The organism is Klenkia sesuvii (assembly GCF_037083825.1).
GTDB classification, from domain to species: Bacteria; Actinomycetota; Actinomycetes; order Mycobacteriales; family Geodermatophilaceae; genus Klenkia; species Klenkia sesuvii.
Genome location: NZ_JBAPLU010000007.1, coordinates 76,772 through 93,422, shown reverse-complemented (window position 1 = coordinate 93,422; position 16,651 = coordinate 76,772). Strand labels below are relative to the sequence as shown.

17 protein-coding genes and 1 tRNA gene are annotated in these 16,651 nt (G+C 74.7%); 5 read left to right on the top strand and 13 right to left on the bottom strand.

The window, feature by feature from the left end:
• Positions 1-4: 4 nt before the first annotated feature.
• From TEK04_RS08925 to TEK04_RS08870, 12 genes are all read right to left on the bottom strand, one after another.
• A complete protein-coding gene (locus tag TEK04_RS08925; RefSeq protein WP_336403982.1) occupies positions 5-850 on the bottom strand; it encodes an HAD family hydrolase in 846 nt (281 codons plus the stop codon).
• Positions 847-3,369: a phosphoribosyltransferase gene (locus TEK04_RS08920; RefSeq protein ID WP_336403981.1), complete on the bottom strand. Its 2,523-nt coding sequence runs from the start codon at positions 3,367-3,369 to the stop codon at positions 847-849. The genes TEK04_RS08925 and TEK04_RS08920 overlap by 4 nt, the downstream gene beginning before the upstream one ends.
• An 8-nt stretch (positions 3,370-3,377) precedes the next feature.
• Positions 3,378-4,571, bottom strand: coding sequence for an HpcH/HpaI aldolase/citrate lyase family protein (locus TEK04_RS08915; protein ID WP_336403980.1), 1,194 nt, complete (start codon positions 4,569-4,571; stop codon positions 3,378-3,380).
• On the bottom strand, positions 4,568-5,671 hold the full coding sequence (locus TEK04_RS08910; protein ID WP_336403979.1) for a hypothetical protein: 1,104 nt from the start codon (positions 5,669-5,671) through the stop codon (positions 4,568-4,570). Before TEK04_RS08910 ends, TEK04_RS08915 begins: the two co-directional genes overlap by 4 nt.
• A complete protein-coding gene (locus tag TEK04_RS08905) occupies positions 5,668-6,222 on the bottom strand; it encodes a TerD family protein (RefSeq protein ID WP_336403978.1) in 555 nt (184 codons plus the stop codon). The genes TEK04_RS08910 and TEK04_RS08905 overlap by 4 nt, the downstream gene beginning before the upstream one ends.
• A 46-nt stretch (positions 6,223-6,268) precedes the next feature.
• Positions 6,269-6,766, bottom strand: a complete 498-nt coding sequence (locus TEK04_RS08900) for a hypothetical protein (protein WP_336403977.1) — start codon at positions 6,764-6,766, stop codon at positions 6,269-6,271.
• Between the two features lie 39 nt (positions 6,767-6,805).
• The gene (locus TEK04_RS08895; protein WP_336403976.1) at positions 6,806-8,032 is read right to left on the bottom strand and encodes a toxic anion resistance protein; all 1,227 of its coding nucleotides are present in this window, start codon (positions 8,030-8,032) and stop codon (positions 6,806-6,808) included.
• Between the two features lie 30 nt (positions 8,033-8,062).
• Positions 8,063-8,638, bottom strand: coding sequence for a TerD family protein (locus tag TEK04_RS08890; RefSeq protein ID WP_336403975.1), 576 nt, complete (start codon positions 8,636-8,638; stop codon positions 8,063-8,065).
• Between the two features lie 44 nt (positions 8,639-8,682).
• Positions 8,683-9,384: a TerD family protein gene (locus tag TEK04_RS08885; protein ID WP_336403974.1), complete on the bottom strand. Its 702-nt coding sequence runs from the start codon at positions 9,382-9,384 to the stop codon at positions 8,683-8,685.
• A 5-nt stretch (positions 9,385-9,389) separates the two neighbouring features.
• A complete protein-coding gene (locus tag TEK04_RS08880) occupies positions 9,390-9,968 on the bottom strand; it encodes a TerD family protein (protein ID WP_336403973.1) in 579 nt (192 codons plus the stop codon).
• A 58-nt stretch (positions 9,969-10,026) separates the two neighbouring features.
• The gene (locus TEK04_RS08875) at positions 10,027-10,602 is read right to left on the bottom strand and encodes a TerD family protein (RefSeq protein WP_336403972.1); all 576 of its coding nucleotides are present in this window, start codon (positions 10,600-10,602) and stop codon (positions 10,027-10,029) included.
• A 127-nt stretch (positions 10,603-10,729) separates the two neighbouring features.
• Complete coding sequence (locus TEK04_RS08870; protein ID WP_336403971.1) at positions 10,730-12,904, bottom strand: TerD family protein; 2,175 nt, start codon at positions 12,902-12,904, stop codon at positions 10,730-10,732.
• A 110-nt stretch (positions 12,905-13,014) separates the two neighbouring features.
• Here TEK04_RS08870 and TEK04_RS08865 point away from each other — a divergent pair, with 110 nt between their 5' ends.
• The 3 genes from TEK04_RS08865 to TEK04_RS08855 all read left to right on the top strand — a co-directional run bounded on the left by TEK04_RS08865 (position 13,015) and on the right by TEK04_RS08855 (position 14,705).
• Positions 13,015-14,049 carry a TerC family protein gene (locus TEK04_RS08865; protein ID WP_336403970.1) on the top strand — a complete coding sequence of 345 codons (1,035 nt, stop codon included), beginning with the start codon at positions 13,015-13,017 and terminating at the stop codon, positions 14,047-14,049.
• 60 nt (positions 14,050-14,109) lie between these two features.
• Positions 14,110-14,186 (top strand) — tRNA-Ile (locus TEK04_RS08860).
• A gap of 51 nt (positions 14,187-14,237) precedes the next feature.
• A complete protein-coding gene (locus TEK04_RS08855; RefSeq protein ID WP_336403969.1) occupies positions 14,238-14,705 on the top strand; it encodes a DUF2505 domain-containing protein in 468 nt (155 codons plus the stop codon).
• Positions 14,706-14,788: 83 nt separating this feature from the next.
• Here the strand turns inward: TEK04_RS08855 and TEK04_RS08850 are convergent, their stop codons facing one another.
• Positions 14,789-15,313 carry a gamma carbonic anhydrase family protein gene (locus tag TEK04_RS08850; protein ID WP_336403968.1) on the bottom strand — a complete coding sequence of 175 codons (525 nt, stop codon included), beginning with the start codon at positions 15,311-15,313 and terminating at the stop codon, positions 14,789-14,791.
• 191 nt (positions 15,314-15,504) lie between these two features.
• On the opposite strand from TEK04_RS08850, the gene TEK04_RS08845 reads away from it, so the two are divergent.
• Positions 15,505-16,008 (top strand): mycothiol transferase, encoded by a 504-nt coding sequence (locus tag TEK04_RS08845; protein ID WP_336403967.1) that lies wholly within the window; start codon positions 15,505-15,507, stop codon positions 16,006-16,008.
• The gene (locus tag TEK04_RS08840; protein WP_336403966.1) at positions 16,005-16,610 is read left to right on the top strand and encodes a GyrI-like domain-containing protein; all 606 of its coding nucleotides are present in this window, start codon (positions 16,005-16,007) and stop codon (positions 16,608-16,610) included. The genes TEK04_RS08845 and TEK04_RS08840 overlap by 4 nt, the downstream gene beginning before the upstream one ends.
• The last annotated feature ends 41 nt before the right edge of the window (positions 16,611-16,651 follow it).

Genomic DNA, 16,651 nt, shown 5'->3' with positions numbered 1-16,651 from the left:
ACCGTCATCCTGCCCCGGGCGCGACCCCCGTGCCGGGCGCACCCGCGACGCCGGCCGCGGCCCGGTCGGCGAACCAGGCCAGGATCTCCTCCCCCGCGGCGATGCCCCGGGTGGTGAGCGCGGTGACGTGCGGCCGCGTCCAGCCCGCGTCGGCCAGCTCGCCGTGCCCGGGGCGCACCGCCAGGGTGGCGCGCTCGAGCAGGTCGGTGTCCAGCAGCGAGTCCCCCGCGGCGAGCACCACCTCCGCGCCGGCCCGGCCGGCCACCTCGGCGACCGCCGCGGACTTCGTCAGCAACGAGGGCACCACGTAGAGCTTGCGGCCCTGCAGCGACACCCCCCAGCCGGCCCCGGACGCCCAGGCCCGCAGCTGCGCGAGCCGGTGCTCCGGGAGGGCCGGCCGGTCCACCACGGCGTAGCAGAACAGGCCCGGCACCTCGTGGCGGCGGGCGTCGGGGGCGTCGGTGCAGGCCCGGGCCAGCTCGGCTGCGGCCTCCTCGAGGCCGGCCACCCCGCCCAGCGCCTCGCGCACCCGCGCCGTCCAGCTCGGGTCGGGTCCGCCGTCGACCAGCACCACTCCGCCGTTGGCGGCCACGGCCCAGCGCGCGGGCGGTCCGGGCAGCTGCACCCGGGCCAGCTGGGCCGGGGTGCGGGTGGTGACCGGGACGACGCAGTGCCGTCGGGCCAGCGCCGCGTACCGCGCGGCGGCCAGCTCGGTGACGTGGGAGACCGCCCGGCCCTCGAGCCGCTCGACCACCACCCAGGGCCGTTCCCCCGGCCGCGGCGCACCCGCCGCGGCCAGGGAGTAGATGAGCGTGCGGTCCAGGTCGGTGGCGACCAGGACGCCGCTCACGCGTCGCCCCGGCCCGGCCGGATGAGCCCGGTGCAGGAGAACGGCATGCCCGGCCGCTCCTCGACCGGGACGCCCCGGTCCGCGGCCAGGTGCAGCACGTGACCCAGGTCGGCGACGCGGTCGGGCCGCACCAGCACCTTCCAGGGGACCCGGCGCAGCAGCACCCGCGTGGTCTCGCCGACGCCGGGCTTGACCAGGTTCAGGTCGGCGATGCCTGCCTCCCGACCGATCTCCTCGACTGCCCGCCACCCGGCCCAGGTGGGTGCCCGGTCGACCGGGGCGGCCGACTGCCGCGCGACCTCGTCGGCCACCTCGTCGGCGACGTCGTCGAAGCAGGCCGAGACGGTGTCGAGGAAGCGGCCGGAGACGTCCTGGTCGGCGAGCTCGCGGTAGAACTTCGCCCCGTGGTAGCCGCCGATCGGCACCAGGTCGGCCCGCAGCACCGTGCGCGACACGAGACCGGAGACCGTCGAGTTCAGGCAGGCCGACGGGATCAGGAAGTCCTCGCGCGTGCCGAAGAGGTCGGTGCAGCCGCCGGGGTCGGCGACGACGGCGAGGTCGGGGACGAAGCCGCGCGGCTGGGCCGCCTCCGCCGCCCGCACCGCCGCCTGCAGCTCGCGGGTGATGGCGCCCTTGCCGGTCCAGCCGTCGACGAACACGACGTCGGCCGGGTCGTGGTGGGCGGCCAGGTGGTCCAGGGCCCGGGGGTCCAGGCCGCGCCCGCGCACGATGGACACCGCCAGGTGCGGGAGGTCCAGCCCGTGCCGGCCCGCCCACCGCCGCACGAGCACGCCGATCGGGGTACCCGCCCGGGCCAGGGACACCAGCACCGGCGGGTCCGGCCGGCGGGCCAGCACCAGCTCGGTGAGGACGCCGACGGCGACGGCCAGCCGCCGGGCCGAGGCGGCCAGGCCCTGCTCGAACAGCTCCAGGTACGCCGCTCCCGGCTGGTACTCCACCGGCAGCGACTCGCTGTAGTGCGCCCGACCCGACTGGATCGCCGCCTCGCGGTGCTCCACCGGTGCCTCCAGCGGCACGTCGCTGAGGTCGGTGAGCAGCCAGCCGACCTCGTCGGGGGCGTAGGAGCCGAACGCGGGACCGCGCAGCGGGTCGGGGGTGGGCCGGTGGCTGGGGACCGTGAGCACCACCACCGGGCCGGCGACCGCCCCGGCCAGCACCCGGGGCAGCGCGGTGGGGCCGTCGTCCCAGGCCCGGCTGGCGTCGTCGACGACGAGGACCGCGGCGTCGAACGGGCGGCCGCCCGGCGGCGCGGCGACGTTGTAGGCGTACCGCGGCCCCGGGCCGTCGGCCGGTCGGTCGTGGCTGGCGAACCGCAGAGCGGTGCGCACCGCGTACCCGGGGTCCTCGACCGGCAGCACGGGCGAGCGGGTGGTGCTGGAGACCAGCACGTCGACGCCGCGCCCGCTCAGCTCGGCGGCCAGCCGGACCGGCAGGTGCATCAGCTCCTCGGTGCCCAGCAGCACCACCCGGCCCGGTGCGGGCCCGAGTGCGTCGTGCACCTGCTCGGCCAGCCGCGGCAGCGCCGCATCCATGGCCGACCGGTGCGCAGCGGTGAACCCGTGCCGGCCGCCGTCGCGGAAGCCCGGGGTGGTCTCGGCGGCCACCTCGCGGACCGGGCCGGTGGCCGGACCCGGTTCGGGTGGCCCCGGATGCGGGTGGGCGGCCAGCAGCGCGGCGCCGCGGGCCAGGACGTCGGGCGGCAGCTCGACCCGGCCGGTGGCCAGCACCACGACGTCGACCTCGATGCCCTGCTCGGCGGCGAAGCGGGCCAGGTCGGCCCGGGCGTCGTCGGTGCGGAGGTCGACCAGGCCGGCCACCAGCCACCGGCGCCGGGGCGCGACCTCCTGCAGACCCCGGATGGTGTCCATGACGGTGGCACCGGTGGACAGCTCGTCGTCGACCAGCACGACCGGTCGGTCGCCCGCCAGCAGGGCCGGGTCGTCGGGCAGCAGCAGGTGACCGGTGGCGTGGGAGTGCGACTCCTCGAACCCGCCGGCCGGTGCGATGCCCACCGGCCGGCGGGTCGAGTGCAGCACGTCGGCACCCAGCGCGTCGCCGACCAGGTGGCCCAGCCCGGTGGCCGTCTCGGCGTACCCGAGCACGAGCACGTCCGGCACCGGGGCCGGCGCGGTGCCGGCCAGCTCGACGAGGCGGTCGGCCGCACCGGCGTCGCCGTCCCGCAGCGCCCGGGCCAGCAGGTCCCCGCCGGGCTCCGCGACGCCGGAGTCGACCCCGGTCAACCGGTCGGCCACCAGCCGGCCCAGCAGCGCGCCGGCCGCGCGCACGACGTCGGGGTCGACCGGCACGTGCTTGCCGAGGACCGTGCTCACCAGCAGGTGCACCCGCCGCGGGTTGACCCGCACGGCCAGCCCCACCAGGTCGCGCACCAGCAGTCCGCCGGCGGCCGCCGTCGTCCGCAGGTGGACGTCGAGCCGGCCGGCCACCCAGTCACCGGTCCACCGCGCCGTGCTCACCGGGGGCGTCACGGGGGGCGTCACCGGGGTCGTCACCGGGGGGTCACCGCACCGAGGAGGTCGACGAACGACGTGGTGGGTCGGGCGACGCCGAACACGTGCGCGCGCTGCAGGAGGCGCTGCGCCCAGGCCCGGTGCGGCTTGGACTCGTTCATCTTGTTGCGGTAGGAGGAGGCGCTGGCGCCGCCGCCGGCACCGGCCCCGAGGACGTCGAGGGCGTCGGCGTGCTCCTCGTGGGTGACCACCGACAGGGCGTGCACGGCGGGGACGTGGGACGGGTGGATGACGGTCTTGCCGGCCAGCCCGTTGGCCTGGTCGAGCACCACCTCCCGGATCAACCCGTCGAGGTCGTGCGCGATCAGCTCCGACCGCAGCGGCCGCTCGTCGTGCACCCGGAACGGCGTCTCCCGCAGCTGCGGCTTGAACACCCGGTCGGGGTTGCCGCGGAAGTACTCCCACACCGGCCCGGTGATGACCGATCCCGTGCCGTCGGCCCGGCCGAGCACGTTGACCACGTCGGCGATGACGTCGGCGACGACCCGCACGTCGTAGACCGTCACCTCGCGGCGGCGGCGCAGCCCGAAGGCGGCCGACAGGTCGGTGGCCCCGATGCGGACGGCGAGCACCTCGTCCCGGTGCGCCGCCACCAGGTCGGCGATCCCGGTGAGCGCCGCGGTCCGGGTCTCGGTGTGGGCCACCTCGGGTGACTCGACGACCGGCATGACCCGCAGCACGCGGCCCAGGCGGGCCGAGGACCGCCGCACGGCGTCCAGGAACGCCGGCCCGGTGCGACCGGTGAACTTGGGCAGCACGAACCCGGTGAGGACGTCGGCGGCCTCCCCCAGCGCCTCCACGAGCTGGCCGACCTGGTCGGGGTGGCGGACGCGCACGAAGACCAGCGGCAGGTCCGGCGTGCCGGCGGCGAGGGTGCGCAGGTGGTGCACCAGGTTGGCCTCGGCCGCGGCCAGCTGGTCGTCGGGGACGGCGTCCTCCAGGCACAGCACCACGCTGGCCACGCCGGCCGCCCGCTGGCGCACGACGTCGCCGGCCAGGGCCGGACGGTGCGCCGGCAGGTAGAGGGTGGCCCCGAGCGCGAGGGCGACCACGTCGGTGTCGTCCTCGCGCGTGACCGGTTGCGGGGGGTGCTGGAACAGCCGCTGCACCTCGTCGTCGGCCACGTGCGCGAAGTGCCGCAGCGCGGTGGGCCGGACGGCCGGGGCCGTCACAGGACCGGGGTGCGGGCGTCGGCCCAGGTGATGGCGCCGTAGCCGTGGGCGCGGGCGACGTCGCGGGCCACGCCGCGCACCGGGTCGAGCTCGGCGCGCACGACGAGCTCGCCCTCGAGCACGTGCACCGAGGCGATGACCAGCGGGCCGGCGTGCCGACCGACGTCGAGCGGGATCTCGACCCGGGACCCGCCGTGGGTGGCCACCCGCAGGGTGCCGCCCCACGCGAGCTCGCTCTCCGACGCCGACGTCGCCCAGACGACGAACCGGCGCAGCGACCGGACCTGGCGCAGGTCGACGCCGACCTGCTCGAACTCCCCGCGGGCGGCTTCCAGCACGGGGCGCCGGGTCCGCGGCGGCGCGGTGGGGATGCCGAGCGGGCGGCTGACGACGCCGGAGAACCCGTCAGCGAGCTGGTAGACGACCCCCAGCACGAGGTCGCCGACGGCGGGTGAGCACACCGCGGTCACGGTGAGCGCCCCGATGCCGGACTGCAGCCGGTCGAGGACCACGACGGGCTCGCGCGGGGTCAGGATCACCCGCCCGCCCGGCGCGACCCGGGGCACGGTGCGCACGACCGGTGCCGGCCGCGGTGGCTGGGCCGGGGTCGGCGGCTGCGGCTGCGCGGGGCCCGGTGCGGCGGCCGGTTCCGGGAACAGGTCGAGGTCGGACCCGGCGGACGGCTGCGGCTGCGCGGGGCCCGGTGCGGCGGCCGGTTCCGGGAACAGGTCGAGGTCGCCCGACGGCGGCGGGCCGGCCGGCGGGGTCGGCCTCGAGGTCGGTGCGGACAGGTCGAGGTCGCCCGAGGACGGCGGGGCCGCCGGCGCGGACAGGTCGAGGTCGTCGCCGGAGAGGTCCAGGTCGTCGACCGCCGCCGGGGAGGGGGCCGCGGCCGGGGCCGGGGGCGGGGTCGGCGCGGCCGGGGCGGCGTCCGGGCGGCGGCGCGTGGTGCGGCCGGCGAGGAAGTCGGCCAGCGGCGCGGACGACCCCGCTGCGCCGCCCCTCGGGGTCGGGGCGGCGCTCGCCGGCGTCCGCCGGGTGCGGTGCAGCAGCCAGTCCAGGTCGGGCCGGGGCGGCGCGTCCAGCGGTGCGGACCTCACAGCGGCACACCGAAGTCGGCCGCGACGCCCGAGACACCGGTGGCGTAGCCCTCGCCGACCACCTTGAACTTCCAGTCCCCGCCGTGCCGGTACACCTCGCCGAGCACCAGGGCCGTCTCGGCCTGCAGCACCGGTGCGAGGTCCTCGGAGCGGACCAGCTCGCGGTGGTCGACCCCGTCGCGCACCACCACCGACACCGAGCGCAGCTGGCCGAGCGTGCGGCGCTGCGTGGTGCCCTCGTTGACGTAGAGGACGGCGACCAACCGGGCCACCTCGGGCGGCACCCGGGCCAGGTCGACCTCCACCTGCTCCTGGTCGCCGCCCAGCGCGTCGTCGCGGGCGACCACCGACTCCTCGGGCGAGGTGAGCTGGTTGAAGAACACCACGTGCTCACCCGAGAGCACGGTGCGGTCGGGGCCGCACAGCAGCAGCGCCAGCACGAGGTTGTCGTCGAGGACGCGCTCGCTGCCGGCGTCCCAGGCCACCCCCACGACCAGGCGGGTCAGGCCGGGGATCTCCCGGGTCAGGGCCACGTTGGCCCCGCGGGTCATGCGTGCCACGGTGCGGGCCTCCCAGCCGGGTCGGGGTCGGTGCCGTTCACAGGTCGAGGTCGGAGCCGGAGAACTTGGTGCGCAGGAAGCTGCCCTGGGTCATCAGGGCGTCGACGTCCTGGCGGCGGGTGGCCTCCAGGACCTGCTCTGCCGCGCCCTCCAGCGACTCGAGCTGCTCGAGCAGCGAGCGGGTCGGGGTGAGCCCCGAGGCCTGCGGGACGTCGACCAGCTCGGGGTCCAGCGAGGCGAAGGTGCGCACCGTGGTGGGCAGGTAGTCCGTCGCCGTCGCCCGCACCGAGATGGCCGCGTACACGTCGAGGGGCCGCAGCTCGGCGGTGCGCACGATCTCCGACAGCAGGTCGGTGACCCGCCGGGCGGCGACGACCGCGGCGACGGGGAGGTCACCGCCACTGGCGTTGACCAGCGCCACCGCCCGGGCGATGTCGGCGTCCAGGGCCGCCGGGGTGTCCTCCTGCTCGACCGGTGCGGTGCCGACCGGTGCGCGGTCGGCCGGGGCCGGCTCGCTACGCCGGAACCAGGCCACGCCGTCCCTCCCTGGTCACCGCCGGCCGCGCCGGGGCGGTCACCCGCCGGTGACCTCGTTGGCGCGCACCCGGGCCAGGTAGGGCTGGGCCCGCTGGATCTGACCCTCCAGGGCCTGCACGGTGTCGGCCATCGAGCTCACCGCCTGCGCCCGGAACGTGTCGACGGCGTCCATGGTGGCGAACACGTTGTCGAACGCGGCCTGCAGCTTGGCGACGTCGATGGTCGACGACGCGGCCTGCTGGTTGATCTCGGCGCCCTGGATGCGCAGCTGCGCCGAGGTCGACTCGATGAGGTCGGAGGTGACGGTGTTGAGCGCGTTGATCTGGTCGAGCACCAGCTTCTGCCGGCTCAGCGCCTGGGAGACGATGACGGCGGTGCGCAGGGCGGCGACCGTGGTGGTCTGCGCGCGGTCGACACCCCGGATCAGCTCGAGGTTGTTGCGCCGGATGAGGTCCAGGGCCATGTAGCCCTGCACCGCGACGGCCAGCTGGGTCATGATGTCCTGCCGGCGCTGGCGCACCGGGAAGAGCGCGTCGGCGCGCACCGTGTTCGCGTCGTCGGAGCGGCCGGCGGCCTCGAGCTCGGCCACCTTGCCCTCGAGCGCCTCGTCCAGGGCCGTGGCCAGCTCGTTGTACTCACGCAGCTTGGCCATCGTCGTCCACATGTTGGCCTTCTCGGTCTCGATCGCCGCGTTGTCCTTGCGCAGCTCGTCCTGACCGGACTCGAGGGCCTTGATGATGGCGTTCAGGTGCGACTGGGCCGACTTGTACTTGTCGAAGTAGCGGTCGATCTTGTCCCCGCCGGGCAGCCACTTCAGCACCTTCTTGACCCCGGTGAGGTCCGAGCGCTTGGGGTCGAGCTCGGTGACGGTGTGCCGCAGGTCGATGAGGGTGTTGGAGACCCGGGTCTGGGCGTCGCCCTCCTTGCCCTTGGCGCCCATGGCCGCGGCCGGGCGCTCGAGCATGCGGTTGGAGACCGCCGCCGAGGCGCGCATCTCCTTGTCGCCCATGTTCGTGATCGAGCCGACCTTCTGCGCGAACGCCGGCGACTTGGTGTCCAGCGAGACCAGGTCGGTGACGAACGCGGTGGCCTTGCTGCGCAGCTCGACCTGCTTGGCGTCCTCCAGCGTCACGGCCCCGGCGGCCTGCTCGGGGGCGACGACGACCACCGGCGCCGGCGGCGTCAGCACCAGCGCACCCTGTGCCGGGGCGGGCTGGGCACCCGCGGTGGGCGTGGACGAGGAACCGAGGTCCAGCTCGGACATGGGGACGGCCTCCGGGGTCGGTGGGGTGGGCTACAGGCTGCCGGCGATGGCCGGGAGCAGGTCGCGGAAGGTGCGGCCGGTGGCCGGCACGCCCAGTGCGGTCATCGACCAGCCTGCGCCGTCGCGGGACACCTTGGCCATGATCTGGGCGTTGTGCCGCCCTGAGCCGCTGAGCTCGTACCGGGCGATCTCGGTTTCGGTGGTCTCGTCGATCAGCCGGCAGAAGGCGTTGGCGATCTGCGAGAAGTCCTGGCCGGTGAACGAGTTGACCGTGCAGACCAGCGTGGCGACGTTCGCCGGGAGGGCGGTGAGGTCGATGCGGACGGACTCGTCGTCGCCGTCGCCGGCGCCGGTGCGGTTGTCGCCGGTGTGCTGCACCGAGCCGTCCTTGCTGCGCAGCTGCTGGAACCACACCTGGTCGACCAGGGCGCCCGACGCGTCGAACATCAGCACCGAGGCGTCGAGGTCGATGGACTGCTCGCGGCTGCCGAAGAAGCCCTTCTTCTTGACGGCGTCCCAGCCCAGGCCCATGCGGACCCGGGTCAGCTGACCGCCGTCGCGCTTGGCCAACGAGACCTTCTGGCCCTTGCTCAGGTTCACGCTCATGTGGGGCTCCTCGAGTCGTTCGTGGTGGTCGGGGTGGGGCGCGGCTACTTGCGGCCCGCGCTCCAGCGGATGCCCCAGCCGTAGGCGGCGTCGAGCTGGGGCTGGGCCCCGTCGACGTAGCGGACCTCGCGGTGCACCGAGAGGTCCCCGTCCGAGGGGGCCAGCAGGGCGACGGCGCAGGTCTGGGCGCCGGGCCGCGGCTCGTCGAGGGGGACCTCGATCTGCGGGCCGTCGGGCGGGGTCAGGGTGACCAGCGCCCGGGCGGCCGCCCAGTTCGGGACGCCGTCGTAGATGTAGGCGAAGACCAGCACCCGCCGGATGTGGGCGGCGTACTGCAGGTCGACGTACAGGTTCTCCCCGCCGGCGACCGCGCCCGAGCGGTCGTCGCCGTCGAGCCAGATGGCCGGGGACGGGGCACCGGGCAGCCCGGTGCGGAAGGCGTTGCCCAGGGCCTGGACGACGCCGCGGCTGCCGTCGGTGAACTCGTACAGGCAGCCCAGGTCGAGGTCGATGTCGGGCTCGCGGCGCCGGAAGAACCCCCCGCCCTGCTCACCGGGCGGCCGCGCCGTCCAGTTGAGGTTGACCCGCAGCACGCCGCCGGCCGACGCCTTCTTGGTGAGCGAGACCGTGGGGGCGGACTTGGTCAGCACGACCTTGCCGGTGGGGCCGGGCTGGCCCCCGGAGGGGGTGCCGGACGGCGGACCGGCGGGCGGGCCGGCGGGGCGCTTGGTGTAGTCGATGGGCACGTCGGTCAGCCGACGTCGACGCCGAAGTCGCGGGCGATGCCGCCCAGGCCCGAGGTGTAGCCCTGGCCCACGGCCCGGAACTTCCAGTCGCCGCCGTGCCGGTAGATCTCGCCGAAGATCATCGCGGTCTCGGTGCTGGCGTCCTCGGAGAGGTCGTAGCGGGCGATCTCCGCGCCGTCGGCCTGGTTGACCACCCGGATGTAGGCGTTGCGCACCTGGCCGAAGGACTGCGCCCGCTCCTCGGCCTCGTAGATGGACACCGCGAACACGATCTTGGTGGCCTCGGCGGGCACCGCCGGGAGGTCGACGGTGAGGGCCTCGTCGTCGCCGTCGCCCTCGCCGGTCAGGTTGTCGCCGGTGTGGGTCACCGACCCGTCGGGTGAGGTCAGGTTGTTGAAGAACACGAAGTGCGCGTCGGACAGCACCCGCCCCTCGGCCCCCACCAGCAGCGCCGAGGCGTCGAGGTCGAAGCCCTTGCCCGACGTGGTGCGGGCGTCCCACCCCAACCCGACCAGGGCCGCGGTCAGCCCCGGCGCCTCCTTCGTCAGGGAGACGTTCCCACCCTTGCTCAAGCTGACGCCCACGCGTGTTCCCCTCGTCGCTGCTGGTTGATCGGTGCTGGTCGGTCGGGTGCTCGGTCGGTCAGACGTTGACGCCGAAGTCGGCGGCGATGCCGCCCAGCCCCGTCGAGTAGCCCTGGCCCACGGCGCGGAACTTCCAGTCCGACCCGTTGCGGTACAGCTCGCCGAAGACCATGGCGGTCTCGGTGCTGGCGTCCTCGGAGAGGTCGTAGCGGGCGATCTCGGCGTTGTCGGCCTGGTTGACCACCCGGATGTAGGCGTTGCGCACCTGGCCGAAGCTCTGGCCCCGGGTGTCGGCCTCGTAGATGGAGACCGGGAACACGACGCGGTCGAGGTCGGCGGGTGCGCCGGCCAGGTCGACCTTGATCTGCTCGTCGTCCCCGGCGCCCTCACCGGTCACGTTGTCGCCGGTGTGCTCGATGGCGCCGTCGGGGCTGCGCAGGTTGTTGAAGAACACGAAGTGCTCGTCGGAGGCGACCTTGCCGTCGGGGCGGCACCCGATGGCCGAGGCGTCCAGGTCGAAGGGCTTGCCGTCGGTCGTGCGGGCGTCCCAGCCCAGCCCGACGGTGACGGCGCGCAGGCCGGGGGCCTCCTTCGTCAGCGAGACGTTGCCGCCCTTGGTCAGGCTCACTGCCACGTGGGTTCTCCGTTCCTCGGCCCCGGGTGGGGCGCCTGGTGGGCCCGTGCGTGCCCGGTGTCGGCGATCGGGATGTCGTGATCGATCCTATGCAGACTCGATTGGGGGGGCATCCCTGCCGCCGCTGTCATGGACGAGCGGCCGCCACCGGAGGTTCCTGGTCGACGTCGGTCGCGTCCGCGGGGTCGTCGGGCAGCCGCGGGGCACGGGCGACCCAGGGCCGCACGGGCTGGACGACGTCGCCGTAGAAACCCTCCACGGCCGCGACCACGCTGGGGATGAAGGCACCCCGGACCCCGGAGCGCTTCGTGCCCATCGGCACGCTGCGGGCGAGGTGGAAGGACCCGAGCGGCACGCGCCCGGCCGGCGCCAGGCACGCCGGGTCGGTGCGCACGAGCTGCAGCTGCTCGCAGGTCGGCGGGGCCTCGCCGCCGAAGTCGGCCTCGACGAGGAGGTCACCGGGCGCGGCGGCGAGCTGCTTCACCAGCCAGCCGACCCGGCGGTGGTTGGTGCCCTCCTGCGGGGCGGGCACCCGGGTCGACGTGCGCACCTGGCCGGTGCGCAGGTCGGCCACCACCTCGAGCGGGCCGACCGCGCCGGGCACCCGCAACGTGGCCTCCAGCCGGCCGGAGGCGGCCAGGGTGTCGACCCCGGCGCGGGTGCGTGCGGCCGGGTCGGTGGCCAGCCGGCGGGGCAGCACGTGGGCGACCTCCACCCCGAGCTCGGCGGTCAGCCGCAGGCACAGCTGCCGGACCAGCCGGACCCAGGCGTCGACGGCGGCGGGCACCTTGCGGTCACCCGGTCGCAGGGTCCCGGCCGCGACCGCCTCGCGCACCGGCACCCACGAGGCGCCCATGTCGTCGAACCCGGCAGCCCCCGACCGCGGGTGCTGGACGTAGCGCAGGAACTCGTGCAGCAGCCACGCCTGCCCGGCATCGGCCACCCCGCGGTGGGTGAGCACCATCTGCGCCTCGTGCACCACCTCGGCCCAGGAGAGGTGGAACAGGGCGACCTTGGCCAGCTTGCGCTTGTCGACCGCGACGGGGTGCTCACCGACCGCCGGGGCGATCTCGTTGGAGAGGGTGACGACGGCGTCGTACCCCTCCCGCTTGGCGACGTCGAGGTAGTTCTCCACCTGGTCGGTGCGCAGCTGGCCGGTGCCGGTCTTGGTCTCCAGCAGGGCGGTCCACAGCTTGGCGCCGCGCTGCACGCGCAGGACGCCGTCGGGCACCACCACCGCCTCCCCCCGGTGGAAGGGCACCTCGAGGTAGGTCTCCAGCAACCCGGCCGGGGCCCCGAAGCGGGCGGTGAGCCCACGGCCGAACGGCTTGACCGCCATCATCGTGGCCAGCAACGCGGAGGTGGCCCGCTTCTCCTGCTCCGCGGCGTTGCCCACGCCGGAGATGGAGAACAGCCGCGCCGCCGTCCACCCTTCTCCCCCGGCCAGCTTCAGGGCGGGCGGGGCGGACCTGGTCACCGGCTGCTTTCGGGTGCGCAGCCCCGCGGCCGGACGACGGGTCGGGGCCGCGGCTCCGGCGGCGGCCCCCGGGGACACCGGGGCGGGCACGGTCCGGGGCGCAGGCTCAGCCACGACGACGGCGTCCGGACCGGGTTCGGCGGGGGCCAGCTCGACCACGGCGACCTCGTCGTCGGGGTCGCCGCCGTCCGCACCCTCCGGGGCGTCGGGGACGCCCGGGTCCTGGTCGACGCCCGGGGCAGGGTCGTCGGCGTCGGTGTCGGCATCGGCGTCGATGTGGTCGTCGGTGTCGTCGTCGCTGATGGTGACGCCGAGGTCGGTGGCCAGCCCGGCCAGCCCGCTGGACCAGCCCTGCCCGACCGCGCGCACCCGCCAGGCCCCGGCACGGCGGTAGACCTCCCCCAGCACCAGGGCGGTCTCGCCCTCGGCGCCGGCCACCCGGTAGGAGGCGAGTGCAGCGCCGTCCTGGTCGAGCACGACGAGCACGAGGTCCTCGACGTCGCCGAACGTGCCGGCCGCCACGCTGCCGGCGACGGCGACCGTGGTGACGTCGTCGGGCAGCGACTCCAGGTCGAGCACGACGGCCTCCTGCCCGCCGTCGTCAGTGCGCGTGCCCCCCAGGTGGCGGACGGCGCCGTCGACGGAGGTGGGCTGGTTGTAGAAGACCATGTCCGCGTCGCTGCGGACCCGGCCGTCCTCCCCCAGCAGCAGCGCAGAGGCGTCGACCTCCACCTCGGCCCGGCCCCACGAGACGGTGCAGCGCACGCTCGTCGCCCCGGGGGGCAGCGGGGTGTTGGCGCCCTTGGTCAGCTCAGTGCCCGGCACGGGCGGAGCGTAGGTGCCCGGTCGACGGTCTGACCAGTTCCGGCACCGCGGCGCGCCGACGCCAGGGCGCCTCGGGGGTGCACCACGCAACGGTCGTAGTGTGCGCGCTCGTGGAGCTCCCGGTCTGGTTCGAGATCAGCACGTTCGTGGGTCTGACGGTGCTGTTGCTGGCCGACCTGGCCATCGTGGCGCGCCGTCCGCACGAGCCCTCGGTGCGGGAGGCCAGCATCTGGGTGACCTTCTACGTCTCGCTGGCCCTGCTCTTCGGCCTGGTGCTGCTGGCCGTCACCAACGGCGACTACGCCACGCAGTTCTACGCCGGGTGGCTGACCGAGTACTCGCTGTCGGTGGACAACCTGTTCGTCTTCGTGATCATCATGGCCCGCTTCCAGGTGCCGCGGAAGCTGCAGCAGGAAGTCCTGATGATCGGCATCATCATCGCGCTGGTGCTGCGCGGCGTGTTCATCCTCGCCGGCGCCGAGCTCATCGAGCGCTTCACCTGGGTCTTCTACCTGTTCGGCGCCTTCCTCGTGTACACCGCGATCAACCTGGTGCGCGGCGAGGACGACGACGACTACGAGGAGAACGCCCTCATCCGCCGGCTGCGCAAGGTGCTCCCGCTGACCTCGGAGTTCCACGGCAGCAAGCTGCGGGTGCAGCAGGGCGGCAAGAAGTTCTTCACCCCGATGATCGTGGTCATCCTCGCCCTCGGGACGACGGACCTGCTGTTCGCGCTGGACTCCATCCCGGCCATCTTCGGGCTGACCCGGGAGGCGTTCATCGTCTTCACCGCCAACGTCTTCGCCCTCATGGGGCTGCGGCAGCTGTACTTCCTGCTCGGCGGCCTGCTCAAGCGGCTGGTGTACCTGTCCTACGGGCTGGCCGTCATCCTCGGGTTCATCGGCGTCAAACTCATCCTCGAGGCCGTCCACGACAACTCGCTGCCCTTCCTCAACGACGGCGAGCCCATCACCGCCGTCCCCGAGATCCCGACCTGGCTGTCGCTGGTCGTCATCCTCGGTGTCCTGCTCGTGGTGACCGTGGCGAGTCTGCTCAAGACCCGCGGCCAGGCCCCCGAGGACGCCGACGTGCCGGCCGAGGACGTGCCCGCCAAGGGCACCGCGCCCACCACCGACGACGTCTGACCGTCCCGGCCCGCCGCCGCGGCCCATGGCAGGCTGTGCGGGCACGGGGCGCGTCCCCGCGGGGCGGTAGCTCAGCCGGTCAGAGCATGGGACTCATAATCCCTGGGTCGTGGGTTCGAGCCCCACCCGCCCCACCACCCGGCACCGGCCGCCCGACGGGATGCGCGCCGCCGGGTGACGATGAGGTCGTGCCGTTCAGCCACGAGACCACCGTGCCCGCCTCCCCCGCGACCGTCGTCGCCACGCTGACCGACGAGTCGTTCGTCCGCGCCGCCCTGCACGACCTCGGCGCCGACGTCCGCGAGGTGGTCGTCGACGGGACGACGACCCGGGCGCGCTACAGCGTCGCGACCCAGGGCATCCCGCAGGCGTTCGCGAAGTTCGTCGGCGACCGGGTGGAGGTCACCGACGTCCGCACCTGGACCGTGGACGGCGACGGCGCGACCGGCACCGTGCTGGTCACCACCACCCTGTTCGGCCGCGACGTGCGGCTCGAGGGCGAACGGCGCATCACCGGGGGCGCCACCATCACCAGCAGCGGCCGCTCGCACGTCGATGCCCCGTTCGTGGGCCGCAAGGCCGAGGGCGCGGTGGACGAGCTCGCCGTCGTGGTCCTGAAGAAGGAGGCCGGCACGCTCGCCGCCCGGCTCGGCTGATCCCGGCGTGCTGGCTGCGCAGTCCGCTCCGAGGAGGCGCAGCCAGCATGCCGAGACCCGTGCGGCGTGTCCGCGGAAACGCCTCAGCCGACCTGCTCGACGCCGGCGGCGTGCCGGCGAGCGAGTTGCTGGTAGATCGACGGGTTGCCGTCCACCCACTGCGCCGCGCCCTCCGACAGGGGCCCGCGCACCTTCGCCGGTGCGCCCAGCGCCAGCACCTCGTCGGGCACGACCATCCCGGGCGGGACCAGCGACCCCGCGCCGATCAGCGCCCGGGCGCCGACCCGGGCGCCGTCCAGCACGGTCGAGCCGTTGCCGATGAGCGCCTCGGCACCGACCACGCACCCGTGCACGACGCAGAGGTGCCCGATGGTCGCGCCCGGGCCCACCTCGGTGGCCGGGTCGTCGCCGCCGTGCAGCACCGAGCCGTCCTGCACGTTCGCCCCCTCCCGCACCACGATCGAGCCGAAGTCGGCCCGCAGCACCGCGCCGTACCAGACCGAGGCGTGCGCCTCCACGACCACGTCGCCGACGAGCGTGGCGGTGGGGGCGATCCAGGCGTCGGGGTGCACCCGCGGCGACCGGCCTTCGAAGGAGAACAAGGGCATGGCGCACCCTCGCACGGCGCGACCGGCGCACGCAGGGCACCGTGTCGACATGACGACACCGCAGCCCGACGAGCCCCAGCCCCGCGACATCGCCCTCGAGCAGGCCACCGACGAGCAGGTCGCCGACCTGGAGGAGCAGAGCGACCCCGAGCAGGAGTAACCGCCGGCGCGGCTCGGGTAGGGCGGGGTGCATGCGTACCGACGAACTGCTCGCAGCCGCGTTCGACAACATCGCCGGAGTGGTCGACGCCGCCGTCGACGGCCTGGACGCCTACCAGCTCTCCGAGCCCCCCGCGCCCAGGGCCAACTCGATCGCGTGGCTGGTCTGGCACCTCACCCGCATCCAGGACGACCACGTCGCCGACGTCGCCGGCTCCGAGCAGGTCTGGACCGCCGGCGGCTGGGCCCGCTGGTTCGACCTGCCCTTCGACGACGCCGAGCACGGCTACGGCATGGCGCCCGAGGACGCCGCGAAAGTGCGCGCCGACCGAGACCTGCTCACCGGCTACCACCACGCCGTCCACGCGCGCACGAAGGAGTACCTGGCCACGCTGTCCGACGCCGACCTCGACCGCGTCGTCGACACGAACTGGGACCCGCCGGTCACCCTCGGCACCCGGCTGGTCAGCGTCGTCACCGACGACCTGCAGCACGCGGGACAGGCGGCCTACGCCCGTGGTCTGCTGGGAGCGTGAGCGCAGCCAAGGTCGACCTGAAGGACGACGACGCCTACCGCGCCCACCGCGGGGAGTTCCGCACGCTCACGGTCCCCCGGCGCAGCTACCTGGCCGTCGACGGCCACGGCGACCCGAACACCGAGGCGTTCGCGGTCGCCGTCCAGGCGCTGTACCCGGTGGCCTACGCGCTCACGTTCGCCTCGAAGGCCGCCGGGCGCGACTACGTCGTCCCGCCGCTGGAAGGGTTGTGGTGGGCGCAGGACATGGACGCCTTCACCCGCCGCCGCGACAAGGCCGTGTGGGACTGGACGCTGCTGCTGCTCGTCCCGGACTGGCTGGGCGCCGACGACGTCGCGGCGGCCGTCGAGCGCACCCGGCCGAAGGCCCCCGAGCGGCTGGACGACGTCCGGCTCGAGACCCTCACCGAGGGGCTGTGCGTGCAGATCCTGCACGTCGGACCGTTCGACGGCGAGGGCCCGGTGCTGCAGCAGCTGCACCACGAGGTGCTGCCCGGCGCCGGGCTCTCCCCCACCGGCCGGCACCACGAGGTGTACCTGTCCGACCCCCGCCGCACCGCACCGGAGAAGCAGCGCACGATCCTGCGCCAGCCCGTCGGCTGAGCTCGGCGAGCAGAGGGCCGTGCACCGGCCTACCGTCCGAC